The 23,330-nt window shown below is 66.7% G+C and carries 13 protein-coding genes; 8 read left to right on the top strand and 5 right to left on the bottom strand.

Going from position 1 to position 23,330, the window contains the following annotated elements:
* The first annotated feature begins 139 nt into the window (after positions 1-139).
* Together C8J47_RS12200 and C8J47_RS12205 are read left to right on the top strand one after the other, a co-directional pair.
* A complete protein-coding gene (locus C8J47_RS12200) occupies positions 140-2,224 on the top strand; it encodes a glycoside hydrolase domain-containing protein (protein WP_259467514.1) in 2,085 nt (694 codons plus the stop codon).
* Positions 2,202-3,542, top strand: coding sequence for an MFS transporter (locus tag C8J47_RS12205; RefSeq protein WP_183129098.1), 1,341 nt, complete (start codon positions 2,202-2,204; stop codon positions 3,540-3,542). Before C8J47_RS12200 ends, C8J47_RS12205 begins: the two co-directional genes overlap by 23 nt.
* Here the strand turns inward: C8J47_RS12205 and C8J47_RS12210 are convergent.
* Together C8J47_RS12210 and C8J47_RS12215 are read right to left on the bottom strand one after the other, a co-directional pair.
* Entirely contained in the window at positions 3,517-4,512 is a 996-nt protein-coding gene (locus C8J47_RS12210; protein WP_259467515.1) for a cupin-like domain-containing protein, read from the bottom strand. The two genes, C8J47_RS12205 and C8J47_RS12210, sit on opposite strands and share 26 nt — an antisense overlap.
* Positions 4,509-5,195: a SapC family protein gene (locus tag C8J47_RS12215; RefSeq protein ID WP_121885924.1), complete on the bottom strand. Its 687-nt coding sequence runs from the start codon at positions 5,193-5,195 to the stop codon at positions 4,509-4,511. The genes C8J47_RS12210 and C8J47_RS12215 overlap by 4 nt, the downstream gene beginning before the upstream one ends.
* A gap of 239 nt (positions 5,196-5,434) precedes the next feature.
* Here C8J47_RS12215 and C8J47_RS12220 point away from each other — a divergent pair, with 239 nt between their 5' ends.
* The 3 genes from C8J47_RS12220 (at position 5,435) to C8J47_RS12230 (ending at position 12,037) form a co-directional block, all read left to right on the top strand.
* Positions 5,435-8,434, top strand: a complete 3,000-nt coding sequence (locus tag C8J47_RS12220) for a TonB-dependent receptor (RefSeq protein WP_183129099.1) — start codon at positions 5,435-5,437, stop codon at positions 8,432-8,434.
* A gap of 62 nt (positions 8,435-8,496) precedes the next feature.
* A complete protein-coding gene (locus C8J47_RS12225; RefSeq protein WP_121885925.1) occupies positions 8,497-10,038 on the top strand; it encodes a tryptophan halogenase family protein in 1,542 nt (513 codons plus the stop codon).
* A gap of 49 nt (positions 10,039-10,087) precedes the next feature.
* Entirely contained in the window at positions 10,088-12,037 is a 1,950-nt protein-coding gene (locus C8J47_RS12230) for a sialate O-acetylesterase (protein ID WP_121885926.1), read from the top strand.
* On the opposite strand, the gene C8J47_RS12235 is transcribed toward C8J47_RS12230, so the two are convergent.
* From C8J47_RS12235 to C8J47_RS12245, 3 genes are read right to left on the bottom strand one after another with little or no spacing between them, the layout of a single operon-like run.
* The gene (locus C8J47_RS12235; RefSeq protein ID WP_259467516.1) at positions 12,038-13,606 is read right to left on the bottom strand and encodes a glycoside hydrolase 43 family protein; all 1,569 of its coding nucleotides are present in this window, start codon (positions 13,604-13,606) and stop codon (positions 12,038-12,040) included.
* Between the two features lie 11 nt (positions 13,607-13,617).
* Positions 13,618-14,676: an alpha/beta hydrolase family protein gene (locus tag C8J47_RS12240; protein WP_121885928.1), complete on the bottom strand. Its 1,059-nt coding sequence runs from the start codon at positions 14,674-14,676 to the stop codon at positions 13,618-13,620.
* A gap of 43 nt (positions 14,677-14,719) precedes the next feature.
* The gene (locus tag C8J47_RS12245; RefSeq protein WP_121885929.1) at positions 14,720-17,098 is read right to left on the bottom strand and encodes a glycosyl hydrolase family 95 catalytic domain-containing protein; all 2,379 of its coding nucleotides are present in this window, start codon (positions 17,096-17,098) and stop codon (positions 14,720-14,722) included.
* A 240-nt stretch (positions 17,099-17,338) separates the two neighbouring features.
* Here C8J47_RS12245 and C8J47_RS12250 point away from each other — a divergent pair, with 240 nt between their 5' ends.
* The 3 genes from C8J47_RS12250 to C8J47_RS12260 all read left to right on the top strand — a co-directional run bounded on the left by C8J47_RS12250 (position 17,339) and on the right by C8J47_RS12260 (position 23,319).
* Positions 17,339-19,006, top strand: a complete 1,668-nt coding sequence (locus tag C8J47_RS12250) for a glycoside hydrolase family 43 protein (RefSeq protein ID WP_121885930.1) — start codon at positions 17,339-17,341, stop codon at positions 19,004-19,006.
* 86 nt (positions 19,007-19,092) lie between these two features.
* Complete coding sequence (locus tag C8J47_RS12255; RefSeq protein WP_259467517.1) at positions 19,093-20,658, top strand: sulfotransferase; 1,566 nt, start codon at positions 19,093-19,095, stop codon at positions 20,656-20,658.
* Positions 20,659-20,796: 138 nt separating this feature from the next.
* Positions 20,797-23,319 carry a TonB-dependent receptor gene (locus C8J47_RS12260; RefSeq protein ID WP_259467518.1) on the top strand — a complete coding sequence of 841 codons (2,523 nt, stop codon included), beginning with the start codon at positions 20,797-20,799 and terminating at the stop codon, positions 23,317-23,319.
* Positions 23,320-23,330 lie beyond the last annotated feature (11 nt).

Below are 23,330 nucleotides of genomic sequence, written 5' to 3' on the forward strand. Positions count from 1 at the left end.
CCGCGGCACCACCCCGGCGAAGGCCGGGGCCCAATTGGGGGACGGCTGTAACGGAGAAACGCGCTCCATTACGCCGACCTTTCCAATTGGGCCCCGGCCTTCGCCGGGGTGGTTACGAAAAACGAGGGCGAGATACGCGGTGCTTCTCGGCCTCCTCCTCACCCCCACTACCCTCACGGCACAAGAAACACCCGCAGACCTCGTTGACCCGTTCGTCGGCACGCTCGCCGACTTCGGCCAACTCTCCCCCGCCGCCGTCGCGCCATTCGGAATGATGCAGCTCGGCCCCGACACCAGCCCGGCCAACCACGCGGGCTACGACCACGCGGCGACCACATTGCTCGGCTTTTCGCACACCCGCGGCGTCGGGGTCGGCTGCGGCGGTGCAGGCGGCGACCTGATGATCTCGTTGCGTTATACCGGGAGCACCGGCGCCGCGCTGATCGACAAGGCGAGCGAAACCGCAAGCGCCGGGAAATACCGCGTCCGCTATGACCGCGGCATTCTCGCCGAGATGGCGGCGACGCGGGGTGCGGGTGTCCTTCGCTTCACGCTGCCCCGCGCCGGCGCCGTCGATCTGCAGATCGACCCACGACACAGCTATTCGAAACGGCTGGCAGCAAGTTGGGGCAGCGTCGCCAGCGACGACCTCCGCGCCGACCTCGTCGCGGGCACGGTCTGCGATCAGGGCGCCTATCGCCTCCACACCGCCAGCCGGATCCTCGTCAACGGACGGCCGATCCACCAGACGCTGACCGCCGTCGCGGGCGATCTGGCGACGCTGCACCTCACCGCCAAGGCCGGCGATGCGATCGAAATCCGCACCGGCCTGTCGACCGTCGACGGACGCGGCGCGGCATCGGTCCGCGACACGGAAGTCGGCAACAAATCGCTCACTGCCGTCGCGGGCGAAACGCGCGCCGCCTGGAACCGCATCCTCGGCCGTGTCGTGCTCGGCGGCCCGCGAGACCAGCGCGCACTGTTCTACACGTCGCTCTACCGCGTGATGGAAACCCCGGTCGCGATCGACGATCCCGACGGGCGGCACCGTGACAAGGACGGCACGGTACAGACCTCGCCGAAGGGCCGGACGCGCTACGCGAACTGGTCGCTATGGGACAATTACCGCACCCAGATGCCGCTGCTCGCGTTGCTCCAGCCCGAGCGCAGCGCCGACATCGCAAACTCGCTGGTCGCGCTGTACGCAGGCGGCAAGGCGCAATGGTCGACCCCGCACGAACCGTTCCTGACGGTCCGCACCGAACATGCCGGGATCGCGCTGCTCGACATGCACCGCAAGGGCATCGCATTCGACGCGCACGCCGCGCTGGCGGGAATGGCAGCGGACAGCGACGCGCTCAAGCGCGGCACGCCCGACGAGCAGATCGAAGCGGCCTATGACGATTGGGCGACCGCCGAACTCGCGCGCGATCTCGGCCGCACGGATCTGGCCCGCATCTTCACCGCCAAGGCGCAGAGCTATCGCCCGATGTGGCGATCGGTGTTCCAGACACCGGGCGCGGATGGCGACGTGGTCAAGGCGCGCGGGCTGTATCAGGGCACCTTGTGGCAATATCGCTGGGCGCCGATCTTCGACCTGCCGTGGATGACCGCGACGGTCGAGCGCGAGCGGCTGCTGAGCGAACTGCATCATTTCTTCGATGCCGGGCTGTTCAACATGACCAACGAGCCCGATATCCAAGTGCCGTGGATGTTCGCCGCGCTCGGCCAGCCGCAAGCCACCGCCGACCTGATCCACACGATTCTCAACCGGCAGATCGCGCACCCTTATACCAACAGCGGCAAGCTCCCGGTGCCGTTCGTCGGCCGCAGCTTCGCGCTGTCGCCGCAGGGGTTCGCCGACGGGATGGACGACGATGCCGGCGGGATGACCGCGTGGCACGTGTTCGCGACGCTCGGCCTGTATCCATTGGTCCCAGGCGAGCCGTGGTATGTGGTCACGACCCCCGCGTTCGACCGCGCGCAGATCGATCTCGGCAATGGACGCAGGTTGACGATCCGGCGCGACGGACCGGCGGACGGCACGATCGCACGCGCCAACCTGAACGGACGCTCACTGCCCGACTTCCGCGTCGACCATGCCGCGTTGCTCCGCGGCGGCACCCTCGCGATCACGACCCGCACACGAGACGGACGAATTGTCCCGCAACTGCAAGACATCGGCGTTAAAGTCCCGAGCGATGGACACCGCCGCCGCCACTAGACTGGAGATCCCCGGCGATCGCAGCCCCCCGCGGCGCGCGCAGATGCTCGGCTATGCCAGCGGCAATTTCGGCAAGAACGTCCTCGCCTCGACGATGGACTTCTTCCTGCTGTTCATCCTGACCGAGCGCTGGGGCATATCGCCCGCGGCGGCCGGGCTGGTGGTGATGATCGGCCTCGTCTGGGACGGCGTCTGCGATCCTCTGCTCGGGCGGCTCGTCGATCGGTCCGCCGACCGGCTCGGCGCGTACCGTCGCATGTTGTTCGTCGGTGCACCGGTCGTCGGCATCTTCTTCGCGATCTTCTTCCTGCGGCCGGGTGCACCGGGATCGCTAGGGCACCACGAGATCATGGTGTGGGCGATCACGATCGTGCTGCTGTTCCGCAGCGCGTATTCGGTCTGCGACGTCGCGCACAACGCGCTGATGATGCAGCTGACCCGGACGCCGGGCGCCGCCACGACGGTGTCCGGTCTGCGCTACATGTTCAGCTGCTGCGGGACGCTGGCGGTCGCGTACTGCGCGCCGGCGTTCGTCGATCCGGATCGCGACGGTGGGCACGCGCTGGTCGTCGTCGCAGGCCTTGCCGCGGTCGCCTATGTCCTCACGCTGTGGCTGTCGGCCGCCGCCGCGCCCCGATCGACGCCCATGAGCACACACGCGCAGAACGGATCGTTCGCGTGGATCGTCGGCAACCGGCCGCTGCTCATGCTGCTCGCGCTGGCGTTGGCGCAGGCGCTGACATTGCCGGTCCTGGCGCGATCGGTCGCCTATATCGGCAAGGGCGTGATCCATGACGCGGGGTGGACGGGCCGCGCGCTGGCGACGTTGGCACTGGCGCAGCTCGTCACGCTGCCGGGCTGGATGGCGCTCGCCCGCCGACGCGAACGCCGCGTGGTGCTCCGGTTCGCGCTGGTCGCGATTGCGGTCGGCCTGGGCATATTCGCCGCGGGGCCGGCGACGATGATCGCGGGGATCGCGGTGTTCGGGGCGGGTAATGCCGGGTTGCAGATGATGATCTGGATCCTGCTCGCCGATGCAGTCGATCACGGCGAGCGTCGCACCGGCGTCCGTCTCGAGGGACTGCCGGTGGCGCTGCTGCTGCTGACGTTGAAGGTCGGCGGCGGCCTGAGCGGCGCGTTGCTCGGTCGCGGGCTGTCGGCGATCGGCTGGACCGTCGGGCAGCCGCTGGTCCAGGAGAGCCGCGACCTCCTGTTGACGATGGCGTGGTCGATTCCGCTGGTCGGCGCGCTGGCGGGGCTTGCCATCGTGCTCGGGTCGACACCCGCGCGGCTCAACCGCCCCGCAGCAATCGCATGACGAGCGCGCGGATGCGGCCCTGATTTTCCTTGGTCGCGCCCAATATGCCGTGCCGCTCCGGGGGCAGGAACGCGAGCGGATGGCCGTCGGGACGAAAGACGTAGTGATCGAACCATGCGCGCCACGCCGCGCGCTCAGCCGGCGGACGCTCGGCGATCGCGGTGAGCGCAAGCAGCATCGCTGTATAGGGTTGGTCGGGGCCGGCCGCGAACCCGTCCCACCAGAAATTGACAAGCACGTTGACGTCGCCCGTCGCCTCGACCTGGTGCCACCAGAGCTTAGGCACGTACAACGCATCCCCCGGCTCTAGATCGAACACGCGCGCGCGATGTCTTGCCTGCTCGAAGCGGGGGAAGCGCGGGTCGCCCGCCGCGCTGCCGACCGCCAGCGCGATCGGCTGGCCCGCCAGCGTATGATCGATCGGCCCGACATAGAGATCGCCGATCGCGTCGGGCGGAAACAGCGTGAAGCGGCGGCGTCCGGCCGCGACGCACGCGACATTGTCCATCGTGTCGTAATGGCAGGCGACGGTCGAGGCATGGCCGATCCAGATCCGCGGCAACACCTCGGGCGGGACGAACGGCAGCCGGGTCATCTGCTCGACGCCGGGAAAGAACGTCTCCGCGGTGAGCGAGCCCATATACATGCTGGCGTGCCCCGGCTCGCCCGCGGTGTCGAGTATCCGCGCCAGCGCGTCGCGGAACGGCATCGTCGAGCGGGTGAAGTTGAAGCCCGCCATCGTCGCGTCGTAGTGGTAGCGTGCGCCGATCGCGGGTTCGCCAACGAACACCTCTGCAGAGGCTCCCGTCTCCAGCCGCAGCAACTCGTCGGCGACCCCCTGCACCCCGCCCCCGGCCAGCAAAGGCCACGCGCGCGCCGCGCCGCGCATCAGCGCCGGCTGGCCCGGCGTCATGACCTCCGCGCGAAACCGTTCGGGATCGGTCATTGCATCGGCGAGCGTATCGCTCACGCGCGCCCGTCCGACAGTCGCGCGTTGCGGATCCGACCGAGCGTGCGGATGTGCCGAAGCGAGCCGGTCTGCGCATAGGCGAGTTGCAGATCGCTTGCGCGGAAGAGGTCGAGCACCGCGGCATCGGGCAAGGCGTGGAGCGCGTCGAGGCTGATCGTGTACAGTCCATCGAGCCGCAGCCGATTGCCATCGTCGAAATCGAGCGTGACGTCGATCGGCTCCAACAGGCCGTGCGCCAGGAACCGCTTGATCGCGTCGTCGGTCGCCGGGATGCCCTCCTGCAGCGTGTGCAGCGCCTGTTGCACGCGCTTCAACGCCAGCGTGGGCTCGCCGTCGATCTCGAACAGTGCCTCACCCCGTGCAGCCGCGAAGCCGGCATGCTCGCGGTCGATCACAATCTGGCCGTCGTTGACGAAGAACCCCTGGCGTTCCAGATCGGCAGGGCGGTAGTCCGGAAGCGCACCCTCGACCGTCAGCAGGTTGTCGCCCGGCTCCAGTCCCATCACCACGCCAGCATAGAACGCGCCCGTTTCGGGATGCTTGGTGAACAGGATGGGATAATAGGGTGCAGCGCGTGGAAACTCGTCGGCGACGATCTGCGCGAAATGCCAGGTCGCATCACAGGCGCGCGAGACACGCAGCGCCGCATGCTGTTCGCGGTTCAACATTTCCCATGTCGGCATCCGATCCTCCTGCGCGCGCGACTTTGGTTCGCGCGTCTACAGTCGAACTCGCACACCCGCCTATCCTTGCAAAGGGCCTTCGCATTCACTCCTACAAGAGCTTGCAATGGTTGCGACTTGGCGTATTGTGAGCGCTACCGTGATGGTGTGGGTCGGGTATCCGACTCAACGCATCGCGCAAGATATTGCCGGATAGCCCCTCGATAAGGGGCACGCGGCGTCGTTGAGGGGATGTTGAAATGACTCTGGATACCCGTTCGATACTCGGCGACCGCGGACGTGCGCGTCGGGCCCGTGCGCTGGCGTGCGCGAGCAGCATGGCCGCGCTCGCCTGGGCATCGCCCGCGCTGGCGCAGGACCAGACCAATCTTCAGAATGCGACGACCGATCGCCCTGCCGCCGTGCAGCCTGCCGTACCCGCCACTGCCAACACGACGACTGCGACCGAAGCGGGCCAGCCGCAGGATCTCACGACCGCGCAGGACGCGTCGCAGGGTAACACCACGGGCGACGACATCGTCGTGGTCGGTCTGCGCGGATCGCTCCAGCGCAACCTCGACCTCAAGCGCACCTCGTCGGGCATCGTCGACGTCATCTCTGCCGAAGACATCGGCAAGTTCCCCGACTCGAACGTCGCTGCATCGCTCCAGCGCCTGCCTGGCGTCTCGATCCAGCGCTCGGGATCGCGCGGCGAGCCGACCGGGATCACGGTCCGCGGTTTCGGCGGCGATTTCAACACCACGCTGTACGATGGTCGCCGCATCTCGACCGCGACCGGCGGCCGCCAGATCGACTTCAGCACCGTCGGCGTCGATTTCATCGGCCAGCTGAGCGTACTCAAGACCCCGGACGTCTCGCTCGCGTCGAGCTCGATCGGCGCGACCGTCAACATCGCCTTCCCGAACCCGTTCGATCACCCCGGTTTCCGCGTCGCGACGACCGCGTCGGGCTCGATCCAGGATCGCGCGAGCAGGATCGTGCCGACCGGCGGTCTGCTGGTCAGCACTACCACCGCCGACGGCAAGTTCGGCGTGCTGGCGGACGTTATCTACACCCGTCGTGATACCGATACCAATCGCGTCTACGTCTCGGGTTGGCCGGGCGGCAATTTCGCCCCCTGCCAGCTGACTGCGGCGTGCACGACTGCGCAGGCGGCAAACAAGACGTTGCCCGGCTGGTTCCCGCAGCAATATGGCGCGGAGCAGCAGCGGGTGCAGGACGAGCGCGTCGATGCGCGCATCTCGCTGCAATATCATCCAACCGACGATCTGATGGTGACGCTCGATAACAATTTCTCGCGCCAGACCATCACGCAGGAGAATTACGCATTCGGCGTATGGTTCAACCAGGGCGATCTGCGCAATGTGACGCTCGACAAGAACGGTACCGCGACCGACTTTACGCAGGTCGGCACGCCGACCGACTTCACCGCCGCGCTCAACAAGCAGATCCTGCAGACCAACCAGACCGGCCTCAACGTCAAGTACGACGCGACCGAGAACCTCACGCTCGAAGCCGATGGCGCCTATGCCAAGAGCTGGCTGAACCCGGGCAACGTGATCGGCAGCCGCAACGGCGACATCGGTTATGGCGGCAACCTGGGCAATACGCTGCGTTTCAACGTCGATGGCGACAGCAAGAATTCCTTCCCGTCGATCAGCAATTTCGGTCCCGCCGGCGATGCCGCGAACTGGGCCAATCCTGCGCTGATCGGCTCGCACGTCACGGTCAACCAGACGCAGCACAATACCGATCAGCTGTTCCAGTTTCGCGGCAACGCCACCTGGAAGCAGGATAATCTGACGCTGAAGGCGGGTGGCCAATATTACCAGGACACCTTCAACTTCCGCAACCAGAGCACCTTCACGAACAATTTCTGGCAGGCCTATGCCGGCTATGGCGGGCCGTCGGGTCGTGATACCGGGATCTCGCCGCTGCCCGCCAATCTGTATAAGGGCTCGGTCAGCCTCAACAACTTCATCCCCGGGTTCAACGGCAGCCTGCCGCCGTCGGTCTTCGTGTTCAGCCCGGTCGCGTATCAGAATTACCTGAGCAGTCTCGGCAATCCGCAGACGCAGAACATCCCGGGCTATAACTATGCCGGCGTGAACGGCTTTACCGGCGCATTCGACGAGGCGGTCGATCCGGGCAGCGTCCTGCGCGTCCAGGAAAAGACGTGGTCGCTCTATGTCAGCGCCAACTTCAAGACCGAAGTCGGCGGCCTGCCGTTCACCTTCAACGCGGGCGTCCGCAACGAGGTGACCAATCTCAACGCGACCGGTCAGGGACGCCTGCCGACCTCGATCGTCACGAGCGCGGCGGATCCGACGCTGCTGAGCATCCCGACCTACACCGAAATCCAGGCGGTCAATAACAAGAGCTCGTATTCCTACCTGTTGCCGAGCGTCGACATGAAGCTCGAGTTGACCGACAAGCTGGTACTGCGGGCAGATGCGTCGCGGACGCTGACCCGTCCGGCGCTCAACCTGCTGACGCCGGTCCTCAACGTCGGCAACGGCCAGCGCGTCGGAGCCTTGTCGGCGGCGGGCGGCAACCCGAATTTGAAACCGTATCTCGCGGACAATTTCGATCTGGGTGCGGAATGGTATTATCGCCGCAACTCGTATCTGTCGGTCAACTTCTTCCTGAAGAACGTCAGCAACTTCATCATCGGCGGCGTGACGCGGCAGACGATCAACGGAGTGGTCGATCCGACCACCGGCCAACCCGCATCGTTCGCGGTATCGCAGCAGATCAACGGTCCGAATGCGACGGTCCGCGGCGTCGAGCTGGCGTGGCAGCAGGTGTTCGGCGACACCGGGTTCGGCTTCCAGGCCAACGCGACGTTCGTGAACACCAACCGTCCGTACGATGACAAGAACATCACCCAGTCGGGCTTCGCGGTGACGGGGCTCGCCAACTCGGCGAACTTCGTCGGCTTCTACGACAAGAGCGGTTTCCAGTTCCGTGCGGCGGCCAACTGGCGCGACAAGTATCTCCTCCAATTCGGGCAGAACCAGAATACCGGTTCGTTCGGTGCGGAGCCGACCTTCGTCAACCAGAGCTTCCAGGTCGATCTGACGAGCAGCTACGACATCACCAAGAATTTCAGCATTTTCGGTGAGGCGCTGAACGTCAACAACAACCAGCAGAGCACGCATGGTCGCTACAGCAACCAGCTGCTCGACGTGTTCGATTACGGTCGCCGCTACACGCTGGGCGCGCGCTTCCGCTTCTGAGCTCTCCCCCCTGGCGGAGCATGACGATGTTGTGCTCCGCCATTTTTCGAATACGCTGACCCATGCACCAGATCAGAAACATCGTCATCGTCGGAGGGGGTACGGCCGGTTGGCTGACCGCGGGCGTGATCGCCGCGCGGCACAAGGGCCAGCGCGAGCACGGCTTCACCGTGACGCTGGTCGAATCGCCCAACATCCCGACCATCGGCGTCGGCGAGGGCACGTGGCCGACGCTGCGCGCGACATTGCGCAAGATGGGCGTGTCGGAAACCGAGCTGTTCCGCCACTGCAACGCCGCGTTCAAACAGGGCGCGCGGTTCAACCGCTGGACCACCGGCGCGGTCGATGATGGCTATTACCACCCGCTGATGCTCCCGCAGCAGTTCGGTGCGGTAAACCTCGCGCCGCACTGGCTGGCCGAGGATGGCGCCGACAGTTTCTGCGACGCGGTCACGCCGCAGGGACGGATCTGCGACGAGGGCCTTGCCCCCAAAACGATGGCGACGCCCGAATTCGACGGGGTCGCGAACTACGCCTATCATCTCGACGCGGGGAAATTCTCGCATTTCCTGCAACGCCATTGCTGCGACACGCTCGGCGTCCGCCATGTCCTGGCCGACGTCACCGAGGTCATCCTCGACGAGACCGGCGATATCGCGCGCGTCGAGACCGCACAGGGCGTGTCGATCGAGGGCGACCTGTTCGTCGACTGCACCGGATTTGCCGCGCGACTGATCGGTGACGCGATGGGCGTGTCGTTCCGAAGCTGCACCGACACGCTGTTCTGCGACACTGCGCTCGCCGTCCAGCTGCCGTACGAGCGACCCGACGATCCGATCGCCAGCCACACCATCTCCACCGCGCAGTCCGCCGGCTGGATCTGGGATATCGGCCTGCCCCACCGCCGCGGCGTCGGGCATGTCTTCTCCAGCAGCCATATCGACGTCGACACCGCCGAGCAGGAACTGCGCGCGTACCTCGGTCCGGCAGGGAAAGACCTGCCCGTCCGGAAACTCTCGATCCGTGCCGGCCACCGCGAAACATTCTGGAAGGGCAATTGCGTCGCGGTCGGGCTCGCCGCCGGGTTCCTCGAACCGCTCGAGGCGTCGGCGATCGTCCTGATCGAACTGTCCGCCAAGATGATCGCCGAGCAGATGCCCGTCTGTCGCGAGGTGATGGGCGTCGTCGCCAACCGCTTCAATGAGACGACGACCTATCGCTGGGGCCGGATCATCGATTTCCTCAAGCTGCATTACACGCTGACCAAACGGACCGACACCGACTTCTGGCGCGACAATGTGCGGCCCGAGTCAATCCCCGACAGGCTGCGCGGGCTGATGGAGCTGTGGCAATATCAGTCGCCGTGGATCCATGACGAGTTCGATCGCGCCGAGGAGGTCTTCCCGTCGGCCAGCTATCAATACGTGCTCTACGGCATGGGCGCGCGCACCGCGGTGATGCCCGGCACGATCGAGGCGGACGCCGAACTGGCGCGCCGCGCGCGACGCGAGAACCACGTCCAGACGCAGCGCATGATGAGCAGCCTGCCCGGTCACCGCGACCTGATCGACCGCATCGTCAAGCACGGGCTCCAGCCGATCTAAGCCGCCCCGTCGATCCCTGTTCGATCCGAACCTCAAGGAAAACGATCCGATGAAGACCGCCCTGCGCCTCGCGCTCTACGCCGCTATCGCCGGTGCGGCCTCCCCGGCCTTGGCCGCGCCGCGTCTCGATGGCGTGCTGGGCGATCATGCGGTGATCCAGCGCGGCCAGCCGATCGTGCTGAGCGGCGATGCGGCAGCAGGCGAGACGATCCTGATCGCGCTCGCCGGTCGCACCGTGACGACCAAGGCCGGGCGCGACGGCCGGTTCGAGGCGCGCCTCCCCGCGCTGCCCGCCGGTGGTCCGTATGATTTGACGATTGCTGCCGACAGTGGTGCCGCGGTGGTCCGCGATATCCTGATCGGCGACGTCTTCCTGTGCTCGGGCCAGAGCAACATGGAGCTGGCGGTCGAGAACGCGCAGACGCTGTTCCCCGACGCGCATCCGGCGGTCGACGACCAGCTGCGGCTGTTGACCGTCGCCAAGGTCTCGGCGGCAAGCCCCGTCGCGCGCTTCGCCGAGCAACCGCGCTGGGCTGCGGCCGGGCCCGCGACCGTACCGACCTTTTCCGCCGCCTGTTTCTACATGGTGCAGGCGCTGCGGCGCACCGCCAAGGTGCCGATCGGCGCAATCCATTCGAGCTGGGGCGGATCGCGGATCAGCGCGTGGCTCAGCGACCCCGCGTTGCGCAAGGCAGGGCTCAGCGCCGAAGCCGATCTGCTCGCTTTATATGCGCGCGATCCCGCTGCCGCCGACCACAAGGCATCGACGATCTGGGAAAGCTGGTGGCGCACCGGGTCGGGCGACGCAGTGGGCCGCGAACCGTGGCAGCCGGCAGCCGTACTCGACTGGAAGCCGGTGCCGGCGATGACCAATTTCGAAACCTGGGGCGTGCCCGAACTCGCCGACTATAACGGGATGATCTGGTATGAGCGGACGGTCGAGGTCACCGCGGCACAGGCGCGCGGACCCGCGATCCTGTCGCTCGGCACGATCGACGATGCCGACCGGACCTGGGTCAACGGCCAGGGCGTCGGTGGCAGCAGCCTCGCCAGCAAGGCGCGCGTCTACACGCTGCCGGTCGGCACGCTGAAGCCCGGCAGCAACGTCATCACCGTCAACGACGACGACGTCTATGCGTTCGGCGGCATGACCGGCCCCGCCGACACGATGCGCGTGACCTTCGCCGACGGCAGCAGCGCCGCGCTCGGCAGCGGCTGGCGCTATGCGGTCGCCAAGCGGCTCGACGGCGCCGCACCGCGCGTGCCGTGGGACGACATCAATGGCGACGGCACGCTGTACAACGCGATGATCGCGCCGCTGGCGTCGACCAAGCTTGCCGGCATCGCCTGGTATCAGGGTGAGTCGGATACCGGCATCCCCGGCTACGACCGCCGCCTTACCGCGCTGATCGCGGACTGGCGCACGCGGTTCGGTACGCCCGAGACGGGGTTCGGGATCGTCCAGCTCGCGAACTACGGCAAGCCGACCAGCGCGCCGAGCGACAGCGGGTGGGGCTATGTCCGCGACGCGCAGCGCCGCGTCGCCGCCGCCGATAGCCATGCCGGGATCGCGGTCGCACTCGACATCGGCGATGCGCTCGATATCCATCCCGGCGAGAAGCACGAGGTCGGGCAACGGCTCGCGAAGGTCATGCGGTCGGCGGTTTATGGCGCGCCGGGCGGGCCGTCCGGTCCCGCCATCGCCGCCGCGGATGCGAGTGCCGATGGCGGCATAGCGCTGCGCTTCGGCGACGTGACCGGTGCGCTCCACGCTCGCGGTGCGAACCAGGCGATCGGGTTCGAACTGTGCGACACCGCGCCGGGCACCTGCCGCTATGCCGCGGGCAGCGTCGCCGGCACCACGGTAACGCTGCCGGGCGACGGCAAGCCCGTCACCCGCGTCCGCTATGCCTGGGCGGATGCGCCATCGGTGAACCTGTCCGACGACGCGATGCTCCCGGTCGGCACGTTCGAGATACCCGTCGCGCCGCGGCGATGATTACCGCGGGGGCGCGTTCCGGAACTTAAACGTCGATCGGGGTTCGAGCGCGCTCAGCGTGAACGAGTCGACGTCGAGCCAGCCCCTGCTGGGGCTCGACGCGTAGCAGAACAGCGCGAACTGCTCGCCCTGGAACGTCCCCGTCCGCCACGCGAAGGCGAGCGGGAAGTCGCCGCCGACCCCGGTCCAGCGGCGGCCGTCGAGACTATACGCGACGCGGGCACGATCGATCGTGAAATCCATATCGGTGCGCAACCACAGCGCGCGGCCGGCACCGATCACGCTGCGACCGCGCGTTTCGGTACGGGCACCGTCGACCGTGTCTTCGGTCACCTCCATCGCCACCGCGGCCGTGCCGCCCGCGTCGCGCTCGATCGTCAGGTTGCCGCTATATTGCCCCAGCGTCCCGAACCCGCATCGATCGCCCGGCGCGAGATGACCGATATCCAGCTTCACCTCGGCGCGGCTCGCAGGCCCCTGCCCTTTCTGCGTCAACGTGTTGCGCGCCGACCAGAAGCGTGGCGCGACCGTCGGTTTCAGCCGCAACCAGCCCGGCCGCGCGGTCAGCGACCACCGGCTCGGGTCCGGATTATGGTTCCACTGCCATTGCAGGCCGAGACGCGGACCCGCGAAATCATCGGAGGTGGCGGGCTCGGCAAATGGGAAGCCGGCGATCGGCTTTTGCGCGATCCGGGGTACGCGACCGGGCGCGTCCGCGGTGCCCCACACCGGCCAGTCGTCGCGCCAGAATACCGGGCTGAGATTGGTCATCCGGCCGACAGCGCCGCTATCCTCCATGACGAACCCGAACCACCGGCCATCGGGCAAATCGACCAGCGCGCCCTGATGACCGCCGGTCGTGTCGTCGATCTGATCGCGCGTCTCCCACGGCCCGAACAGGCTGCGCGAACGCGACACCGTCAGCCCGAGGCGCGGCGGCAACGCGTTGAACAGGTAATAATACGCACCGCGGCGGATGATCTTCGAGCCCTCCGCGCCCTTGATGTAATGGATTTTCCGCGCGTCGGTGACGTGCGTCAGATCCTTGTCGAGCGTGAGCAGCGTGATCGTGCCGTCGGCGGTCGAGGCGGTGGCGACATACGCGCGTCCGTCGGGCTCGATGAACAGGCCCGGATCGAACGCCTCCCGCTCCAATTCGTGATAGCGCCACGGCCCGCGTACGTCCTTGGCGTACCAGATCCGCGTCTTCTGCCCGACCGGCGTATTGGCGAGATAATAGGTGCCCGCGTGATAGCGCAACGACGAGGCGTAGAGCCCATGCCGGTACGCGTTGCCACCCTTCAGATCATATTCGGGCTTGCCCTCCAGCCGATCGACGAGATGCGAGGCGAGCGTCCAGTTGACTAGATCGCGGCTGTGCAGGATGGTGATCCCCGGCACGTTGGCGAACGTCGTCGTCGCGAAATAATAGTCGCGGCCGACGCGAATGATGTCGGGATCGGGATAGTCCGCGAACAGCACGGGATTGCGGAAAGTGCCGTTCCCCTGATCCGACCGCCAGACCTGCGCCGACGCTGGTATCGCCAGCAGCGCGAGCGCCGCGATCAACGCCCCGCCCCTCATCGTGCGAACGCCAGGCTGCGCGAGAAGAACGGGATCATCACGTCCTCGACGCGCCCCGCGACACCACTGGTATGGTCGCCGGGATAGACCGCGAACTGGTTGGCGATGCCGTAGCGGTCGAGCCCTTCGTGCAGCGCGAGCGCATCGCCCTTCAGCCCGTCGCGATCGCCGACGTCGAGCCCGATCGCCGCATAGCGCCGCAGATTGCCGGCATATTGATCGAGCATCGACAGTGGCGCGTTGGCCGCCCAGCGCGCGATCACGTCGGGTTGCGCGACGCCGTCCTTGATCGGCAGGTCGAGGAACAGCGGCGGTGCCTTCGGGTTCGGCGACCACGCCGCCGCGGTCGCGAGTTGCGCGCGCAATCCCCACGACAGGCCGGCGCTTTCGATCGGCGAGCGCAGCGCCCGCAACGTCTTCTCTGCCGCCGCGTCGGGCGTGCCGAGCGCGCGTATCGACAGGCAGCACGGGCTCATCATGTACAGCGCGCCGAATATGTCGGGATGCTTCATGCCGATCCGCGCGGTGCCGTAGCCGCCCATCGAATGCCCCGCGAGCCCGCGGCTGTGGCGGTCCGCCAGCGTCCGGTAATGCGCATCGACATAGCCGACCAAGTCGTGCGCGATGAACTGCTCGAAGTCGCCGACCGTGACCGAACTGGAATAGAACGAGCCGTTATGCACCGTCTTGCTGTCGGGCAGCACGACGATCATCTCGCGTGCGCCCTTCGCGAACGCGCCTTCGATCGTCTGCGGGACATGGATTTCCTTCGCCCATTGCTCGGCACCGATAGAATAGCCGTGCAACGCATAGACCACCGGATAGCGCCGCGTCGGGGCGCTGCGATAACTCGGCGGCAGCATCACCAGCACCACGCGATCCGCGCTGTTGCCTTCGAGATTGCCCTCGATCGCGCGCGAGTGGACCGTGATGCGCTCGACCGTCACCGGCTTGGCACCCGCGACCGGCGGCGGCGTGGTGGTCGCGACCTGCGCATGGCCCGCGCCGGATAGCGCCAGCCCGAAGGAGAGCACGGCCATCAGGAATTTCGTCATGGTTGCGATTCCTCGAAGAGCGGCAAAGATGGGCATGTGGCGGTCATGCCTGCGTCAGTCCGGCACCGCGCAGCCTGACGCTGCGCCCCGGCACCAGCGTCACGTCGACGGCGTGGTCGCCCAACCGGATGCGGCGGCGTCCGTGGATCGTGGAACGGAAGACCGCGTCGCTCAGCGTGCCGCGCTCCCACCGCACGTCCACCACGCACGTGCCGCGTGCGCGCAAGCCGGTGATCGACCCGGTCGGCCATGCGCGCGGCAATGCCGGCAGCAGCAGGATCTCGTCGCCACGGCTCTGCATCAGCATTTCCGCGATCGCGCGCGTCCCGCCGAAATTGCCGTCGATCTGGAACGGCGGATGCGCGTCGAACAGGTTCGGATAGGTGCGCGCAGGGCCGAGCAGATAGGCGAGGATGCGGTGCGCGTGCTCGCCGTCGCGCAGCCGCGCCCACAGGTTCGCGCGCCACGCGGTAGCCCAGCCGGTCGATTCGTCACCGCGGATCTCGAGCGAACGCCGTGCCGCCCTGGCCAGCGCAGGCGTCGCGTCGAGATCGATCTGCTCGCTCGGGAACAGGCCGTAGAGATGCGAGACGTGGCGATGACGCTGCTCGGGCGCGTCGGCATCCCAGTCGGCCTGCCATTCCTGCAACTGACCACCGCGCCCGATCTTGTCGGGCGCCAGCCGCGCGCGTGCCGCCGCCAGTTCCGCGACCAACGCCGCGTCGATGCCGAGCAACGTCGCCGCCTTGCCGGTCTGGTCGAACAGGTCGCGCAGGATCTGCAGGTCCATCGCCGGCCCCGCGCAGATCGACGCGCCCTTCGGATGCACGTTCTCGGGCGAGAGCGACGGATTGGTGACCAGCGCGCCGGTCTTCGGATCGGTCTGGAGCGTGTCGAGGAAGAACAGCGCCGCGCCGTGCAGCAGCGGGTAGATCGACCGCAGGAACTCGAGATCGCGACTATAGTTGTAATGGTCCCACAGATGCGTGCACAGCCATGCGCCGCCGGTCGGCCACAGCCCCCATTGCGCGCCGTCGATCGGCGCGGTCGCGCGCCACAGGTCGGTGTTGTGATGGCACACCCAGCCGCGCGCACCGTACATCGTTTTCGCGGTCCGCGCGCCGGTGACCGCCAACTCGCGCACCATTTGGACCAGCGGCGCGACGCATTCGGGCAGCGCGGTGACCTCGGCGGGCCAGTAATTCATCTCGGTATTGATGTTGACGGTATATTTCGACTCCCAGGGCGGGCTGGTCTCCGCGTTCCAGATTCCCTGGAGGTTGGCCGGCTGGCTGCCCGGTCGCGACGACGCGATCAGCAAATAGCGTCCGTAATTGAAGTACAGCGTGGCGAGCGCCGGGTCGGCAGCGGCGCGATCGGCCAGGACGCGCTCGTCGGTCGGCCGGTCCGCGATCGCGGTCCGGCCAAGATCGAGCCTTACCCGCCGGAACAGCGCGCGGTGCGCCGCGGTCGCGTCCGATCGCAGCCGAGCGAAGCCGCGCCGCGCGGCGCCCTCGACCGCCGCCAGTGTCCCTGCCTCGGGATCGCCGCCGACATCGTCGAACCGACGATAGCTCGTGCCCATCGCGACCAGCAGCGTGACCGACCGGGCACCGGTGACGCGCAGACGCTCGCCATCCGCCGCCACCCTGCCGCCGTCCGCCATGACCCGCACGCGTGCTGCAAACCGCAATTTGCCCGCAACGCCCGCCCGCGCATCGTTGCGACCGGTCAAAGTCAGCATCCCCCCGGCCGCGACGACACCCGCGCCCGGTTGCGGCGACGTCAGCCCGACCAGTAGGTCGAAAGGCCGATCGCCGGTCATGTGCACCGCGATCACCTGATCCTCTGGCGATGCCAAGACCTCACGCCGGAACCGCGTCCCGCAGAGCGTGAAGCTGGTCGTCGCGATCGCCGCATCGAGATCGAGCTCGCGGGTATAGGCGCTCGCCTCTCCCGCTGCGCCCGGCAGATCAAGCAGCAGGTCGCCGACCGGTTGATACGCCATCTGCGTCTTCGGCACGCCCATCAGCCGTGCATTGGCGAGCGTCTGCGCCTCGGCGAACGCGCCCGCCTCGATCAGCCGCCGCACCTCGGGCAGCGTGGCCCGCGCGTCCGGATTCACCGGATCGTACGGCCCGCCCGACCACAACGTGTCCTCGTTCAGCTGCAACCGCTCGCGGGTCGTGCCGCCGAACACCATCGCACCGAGCCGCCCGTTGCCGACCGGCAGCGCCTCGGTCCAGACCTTGGCCGGTTGCCGATACCATAACCGCGTTTCGCCTTGCGCCGGCGTCGCGGCATCTACTGGTATCGGCAACGCCAATGCCGGCACCGAGAACGCGACGGTAGCTCCCACGCCTTCGAGCAGTTCGCGACGCGACGGCGATGCGTGCGGTCCCTTGGCGGACAGTTCGGTCATCCTTCTCCCTTCCGCGATCGTCACGAGCGGATCTGCGGAAGACCGGACTCTGTCCGGCACTCACCACGCCGCCCGTTGCACCTGCGTTGGGACGGAGCGTAACTTGGTACCGGTATCTTAGCTACCCCCAAGCCACCTTCCGCCACTCGAAGGCGCGCGGCTGGCCTTCGAGAATGTTAGCGCTATAGTGCTGAGGCAGCAGGCGCGTTCAGTGCCGCGAGACGACGGGAGAGGACCACCATGACGCGCTTCGATCGATATGCAGGCGCCGCATTGCGCGCGACCGCCCTCCTGCTTGCAGGCACGGCCACCGCCACCGCCTCGGCAAGCGACGCCCCCCGGTTCAGCCGCTTCACCTATGACGGCCACGCACAGGAACAGGTCAAAGTCGGCCCCGGCGAATACCGCAATCCGATCCTGTCGGGCTATTACCCCGATCCGTCCGTCACCCGCGTCGGCGACGACTTCTACCTCGTCCTGTCGTCGTTCGCGCATTTCCCGGGACTGCCGATCTTCACCTCGAAGGACCTCGTCCACTGGACGCAGATCGGCAACGCGATCGACCGGCCCGAACAGCTCGACTTTACCGGCATGCGCACCTCGCAGGCGGTGTTCGCGCCCGATATCTCGTATCACGCCGGCACATTCTACATCGTCAACACCTGCGTCGAGTGCAAAGGCAATTTCGTCATCACCGCGAAGAACCCCGCGGGTCCGTGGTCCAATCCGACCTGGCTGCCATTCGAGGGGATCGATCCGTCGATCTACTGGGAGGGCGACAAGGCCTATGTCGTCAACAACCGCGCGCCGAACGAGCCGCCGCGCTACGACGGGCACCGCGCGATCTGGATCCAGGAATTCGACTGGCGCGCGGGGAAAATGGTCGGTGAGAGCACGCAGCTGATCAACGGCGGCGTCGACCTGTCGAAGAAACCAGTCTGGATCGAGGGACCGCATATCTTCCGCAAGGACGGCTGGTATTACCTGACCGCGGCGGAAGGCGGCACGAGCGTCAACCATTCGCAGGTCGTGTTCCGGTCGCGGCAGTTGCGCGGGCCGTTCGCGCCGTTCGCGGGCAACCCGATCCTGACGCAACGCGACCTCGATCCCGCCCGCACCAATCCGATCACCTCGTCGGGTCACGCCGAACTGGTCCAGACCGCCAAGGGCGACTGGTGGGCCACCTTCCTCGCGGTGCGCCCGTATGACGGCGACTATTACAACATCGGTCGCGAGACGTTCCTGCTGCCCGTGACGTGGAAGGATGGCTGGCCGATCATCCTGCCCAAGGGCCAGGCGATACCGTTCGTCGGCAAAACGCCCGATCTGCCCGAACAACCCGCCACCAAGATCCCGACGAGCGGCGATTTCGGCTATGTCGACGAATTCGACGGCACCAAGCTGGCGATGCAGTGGATCGGCGTGCGCACCCCGAAACAGCCGTTCTACCGGCTCGATCACGGCGACCTCGTGCTCGGCAAGGGTACGCCGATCGGCGACCTGTCGGGGGTGCCCGCGTTCGTCGGGCGGCGTCAGCAGCATCACGTCGCGACGATGTCGACCACGGTCAAATTCGCGCCGGACACGGACGGCGACCGCGCCGGCCTCGCGGCGATGCAGAGCGACCGCAACTATCTGGTCTTCGGGGTCACGCGGATCGCCGGCAAGACCGTCGTCGCGCTGTATACCGCGGCCGACGGGCGCGAGCGGCTGGTCGCGTCGGTCCCCGTCGCGGCCGGTCCCGTCACGCTGACGATCCGCGCCGACGGTGGGACGATGGCGTTCGACTATCAGGTCGCGGGTACCCGCCGCACGCTGTCGGACAAGGTCGACGCACGCTTTCTCAGCACCAAGTCCGCGGGCGGGTTCGTCGGGACCGTCGTGGGTCCCTATGCGTGGACGCATTGACCGCGTGACCGCGTAGGTCAGCCATGCGCGCGCGAGTGCGGATGCATGCTTGACGCTGGGGCGATGCTCTCCGACTGTTCGGCGCGATGGATTCCCTCCCCACTCCCCGCTGGTCGAGCGACCTGATGCAAGCCGCGCTGGCGCTGCACGACAATCAGCTCCACGTCGCCGAGCCGCTGCTGAAGGCCTATCTCAAGCGCGATCCGTTCGATGCGCGCGCGATCCGCATGCTGGCGGAACTCGCCGGGCGGATCGGGCGGTACAAGGACGCCGAGACGCTGTTGCGGCGCGCGGTCGAACTGGCCCCCGGGTTCACCGCGGCGCGCGCGAACCTCGCGCTCGTGCTCTACCGCCAGAACCGCGCGCCCGAGGCGCTGACCCTGCTCGATGCGGTGATCGCCGACGAGCCCGACAATCCCGGCCATGCCAACCTCAAGGCAGCGGCGCTCGGTCGGCTCGGCGGGTTCGAGGATGCGATCACGCTGTACGAAAAGGTGCTGCACGACGCCCCCGATCAACCGCGCGTGTGGCTGAGTTACGGCCATATGCTCAAGACCGTCGGGCGCCGCGACGACGGTATCGCCGCGTATCGGCGTGCGCTGTCACTCCAGCCGACGCTGGGCGATGCGTGGTGGAGCCTCGCCAACCTCAAGACGGTGCGGTTCGACGACGGCGATATCGTCGCGATGGAGGCGGCGCTCGCATGCGACGACCTCGGCGACGAGGATCGGTTCCACCTCGATTTCGCGCTCGGCAAGGCGTTCGAGGATCGCGGCGACGCTGCCCGCTCGTTCGCGCATTACGACGCCGGCAACACGCTGCGCCGCACGCGGATTTCGTACGACGCCGACGAAACCACGATGTTCGTCGACCGCAGCATCGCGGTGCTGACCCCAGCCCTGCTCGACGCGCGCCGCGGCCAAGGATGCGATGCCCCGGACCCGATCTTCGTGCTCGGCATGCCCCGCGCCGGCTCGACGCTGATCGAACAGATCCTCGCCAGCCACACCCTGGTCGAGGGCACCACCGAACTCCCCGACATGCCTGCGATCGCGCGCAGCATCGCCGACTATCCGGGCGCGATCGACACCCTATCGGCGACAGCGTTGCGCGAGACAGGCGAGGAGTATCTGCGCCGCGCCGCGATCCAGCGCCGTACCGAGCGCCCGTTCTTCATCGACAAGCTCCCCAACAACTGGGCGCACGTGCCGCTGATCCTGCTCGCGCTGCCGAACGCGCGGATCATCGACGCGCGGCGCGACCCGCTCGACTGCTGCTTCTCCAACTTCAAACAGCATTATGCGCGGGGGCAGACGTTCAGCTATTCGCTCGACGATCTCGGCCGCTATTACCGCGATTACGTCAGGCTGATGCGCCACGTCGACACGGTCGCGCCGGGCCGCGTCCACCGCGTCGATCACGAAGCGCTGATCGACAACACCGAGGTCGAGGTCCGGGCGCTGCTGGCCGCGTGCGGGCTCGACTACGAACCCGCCTGCCTCGCGTTTCACGAGACCGATCGCGCAGTCCGGACCGCGAGTTCGGAGCAAGTCCGCCGCCCGATCAACCGCGACGGCGTCGATGCCTGGCGACCATACGAAATATGGCTCGACCCGCTGAAAACTGCACTCGGAGACCTGCTACGCGCATGATCCGTGGCAAAAACGTCACGCTCGCGTAATAAAGCTGCAAAATACGTCAGCATGGTTTGACCTTTGCTGCACCGCACCACAGTCTCTGTCCATTATTCGCTTGGGGGCTCGCGCATGCACATATTCGATCGTCGGTTGTTGATCGGTTCACTTCTCGCCTCGTCGGCAATGGTGTCTCCCGCCTACGCCCAGACAGATCCTGCGCCCCCTGCCGAACAAGCCGCCCCTGCCGCGCAAACCGCAGGCGAGTACGAAGGCGACATCGTCGTCACCGCGCAGAAGCGCGACCAGAGCATCCAGAGCGTTCCGATCAGCATCCAGGCGATCGGGACCAAGCGGCTCGACGATCTCAACATTTCGAACTTCAACCAATATACGCAGTTGCTGCCGTCGGTGTCGTTCCAGACGACGCAGCCGGGATCGACCGTCGTCTACATGCGCGGCGTCGCATCGGGCGGCGACGGCAATCATTCGGGCCCGCTGCCCTCGGTCGGTACCTATCTCGACGAGCAGCCGGTGACGACGATCGGCGGTACGCTCGACGTCCACATCTACGACATCGCCCGGATCGAGAGCCTCGCCGGACCGCAGGGGACGCTCTACGGCGCGTCATCCGAAGCCGGCACGATCCGGATCATCACCAACAAGCCCGATCTGAGCGGTTTCTACGGCCGGGTCGATGGCGAGGTGAACAGCGTCAAGTCGGGCGGCATCGGCAGCAAGCTCGAGGGCATGCTCAATATGCCGCTGTCCGGGTCGGCGGCGCTGCGCGTGGTCGGCTTCTATCAGCGCGATGCAGGCTATATCGACAATGTCGCCGGGTGCCGCAGCTACCTGCCCGAGCCGACCGCGACCTCGTGCACTTCCGCGAACGGCGGCGTGGTCGTCGACAATGCCGCATTCGTGAAGAAGAACTACAACGACACCGAGACCTATGGCGGCCGCGCCGCGCTGAAGGTCGATCTCGACAGCAACTGGACCGTGACGCCGACCGTCCTGTACCAGGAACAGCGCAACCACGGCACCTATGGCTACGACCCCAAGGTTGGCGATCTCCAGGTCCAGCATTTCTTCCCCGAATACCGCCGCGACCGGTTCATCCAGGGCGCGCTGACGATCGAGGGCAAGGTCGGCAACTGGGACGTCACCTATGCCGGCGCGTATCTCGACCGTAAGACCTTCACGTCGAGCGACTATACCGATTACGCCGAGGCGTATGACTCGATGTACTCGTCCGCGGGCGGGCTCGCCGGCTATTTCTATTACCAGGACAATGCCGGCAAGACGATCGATCCGCGGCAGAAGATCATCGGCACCGATCACTTCAAGAAGATTAGCCAGGAATTCCGCGTTGCCTCGCCGTCGGCGGATCGCTTCCGGGTCGTTTCAGGCGCCTTCTACCAGCGCCAGACGAATGCGATCTTCCAGGACTACCAGATCGCCAATCTTGGCACCGCAGTGTCGGTCAACGGATCGCCCGGTACCTTGTGGCTGACCCAGCAAAAGCGCGTCGACACCGATTATGCGGTGTTCGGCGAGGCGAGTTTCGACATCCTGCCGACCCTCACCGCAACCGCGGGCGGCCGCGCGTACATCTACGACAATTCGCTGATCGGCTTCTACGGCTTCGGCCGCAACCCGGCGATCGATCCGGCCGACGGCCGACCCTACACCGCCACGCCGTTCAACGCCGCGGGCAGCGGCCAGACCGGAGTCGCAGGATGCTATCTCGCCAATGGCCAGACCCTGCGGCAGGCCTATCTGGACGGTGGCGACACCTCGACGCTGTTGCCAGCGACGGTCTCGGGCTCGCCGTGCACCAATCTTGCGACCTACACGACGACCGGGCTGATCCCGAAGAAGACGCAGGGCCAGGGCGCGACCTACCGCTTCAACCTTACCTTCAAGCCGACCGACAAGGTCTTGGCCTATGCCACCTTCTCGCGCGGTTTCCGCCCGGGCGGGATCAATCGTCGCGGCGACGTCGCGCCGTATGACGCGGATTTCCTGACCAATTACGAGCTCGGCCTGAAGACGACGCTGTTCGAGCGATTGCGGTTCAACGCCGCGATCTATCAACAGCAATGGGACAAGTTCCAGTTCTCGTTCCTCGGCGCGAACAGCTTCACGATCATCCAGAACGGGCCCAATGCACGGATCCGGGGCGCGGAAGCCGATGCGAACTATTCGACCGGCGGCCTCTCGCTGACTGCCGCTGGCTCGTACACCGATGCGAAGACGCGCAACGACCTGTGCGCGACGCAGATCTGCAGCGGTGACGGCACCGACGTGCTCGCGCCATCGGGGACGCGCCTGCCGATCACGCCGCGCTTCAAGGCGAGCGGCACCGCGCGCTACAGCATGCCGATCGGCACCGCGAAGGCGTATATCCAGGGCCTCGTCGCACATCAGAGTTCGGCGTCGGCGGATATCCGACTGGCGCAGGCGGCGACGCTGGGGCGGCTTCAAGCCTACACCACCGGCAACGCCTCGGTCGGCGCGGAGGTGTCGAACTTCACCTTCGAGGTATTCGTCCAGAACCTGTGGGACGAACGCGCGGAGCTGTCGCGCTACCAGCAATGCGGCACCTGTTCGCAGCGGACCTATATCGTCACCAGCACCCCGCGCACGATCGGGCTGCGGGCTGGCGCGAAGTTCTAATGCGTATTCAA

Source organism: Sphingomonas sp. PP-F2F-G114-C0414, from assembly GCF_003688595.1.
Taxonomy (GTDB): domain Bacteria; phylum Pseudomonadota; class Alphaproteobacteria; order Sphingomonadales; family Sphingomonadaceae; genus Sphingomonas.

What these genes read in the sequence shown, in the direction of transcription:
- C8J47_RS12205 (WP_183129098.1), top strand. Translation starts at nt 2,202, where the DNA reads ATGGACACCGCCGCCGCCACTAGACTGGAGATCCCCGGCGATCGCAGC.
- C8J47_RS12215 (WP_121885924.1), bottom strand. Translation starts at nt 5,195, where the DNA reads ATGCCGACATGGGAAATGTTGAACCGCGAACAGCATGCGGCGCTGCGT.
- C8J47_RS12220 (WP_183129099.1), top strand. Translation starts at nt 5,435, where the DNA reads ATGACTCTGGATACCCGTTCGATACTCGGCGACCGCGGACGTGCGCGT.
- C8J47_RS12225 (WP_121885925.1), top strand. Translation starts at nt 8,497, where the DNA reads ATGCACCAGATCAGAAACATCGTCATCGTCGGAGGGGGTACGGCCGGT.
- C8J47_RS12230 (WP_121885926.1), top strand. Translation starts at nt 10,088, where the DNA reads ATGAAGACCGCCCTGCGCCTCGCGCTCTACGCCGCTATCGCCGGTGCG.
- C8J47_RS12240 (WP_121885928.1), bottom strand. Translation starts at nt 14,676, where the DNA reads ATGACGAAATTCCTGATGGCCGTGCTCTCCTTCGGGCTGGCGCTATCC.
- C8J47_RS12245 (WP_121885929.1), bottom strand. Translation starts at nt 17,098, where the DNA reads ATGACCGAACTGTCCGCCAAGGGACCGCACGCATCGCCGTCGCGTCGC.
- C8J47_RS12250 (WP_121885930.1), top strand. Translation starts at nt 17,339, where the DNA reads ATGACGCGCTTCGATCGATATGCAGGCGCCGCATTGCGCGCGACCGCC.
- C8J47_RS12255 (WP_259467517.1), top strand. Translation starts at nt 19,093, where the DNA reads ATGGATTCCCTCCCCACTCCCCGCTGGTCGAGCGACCTGATGCAAGCC.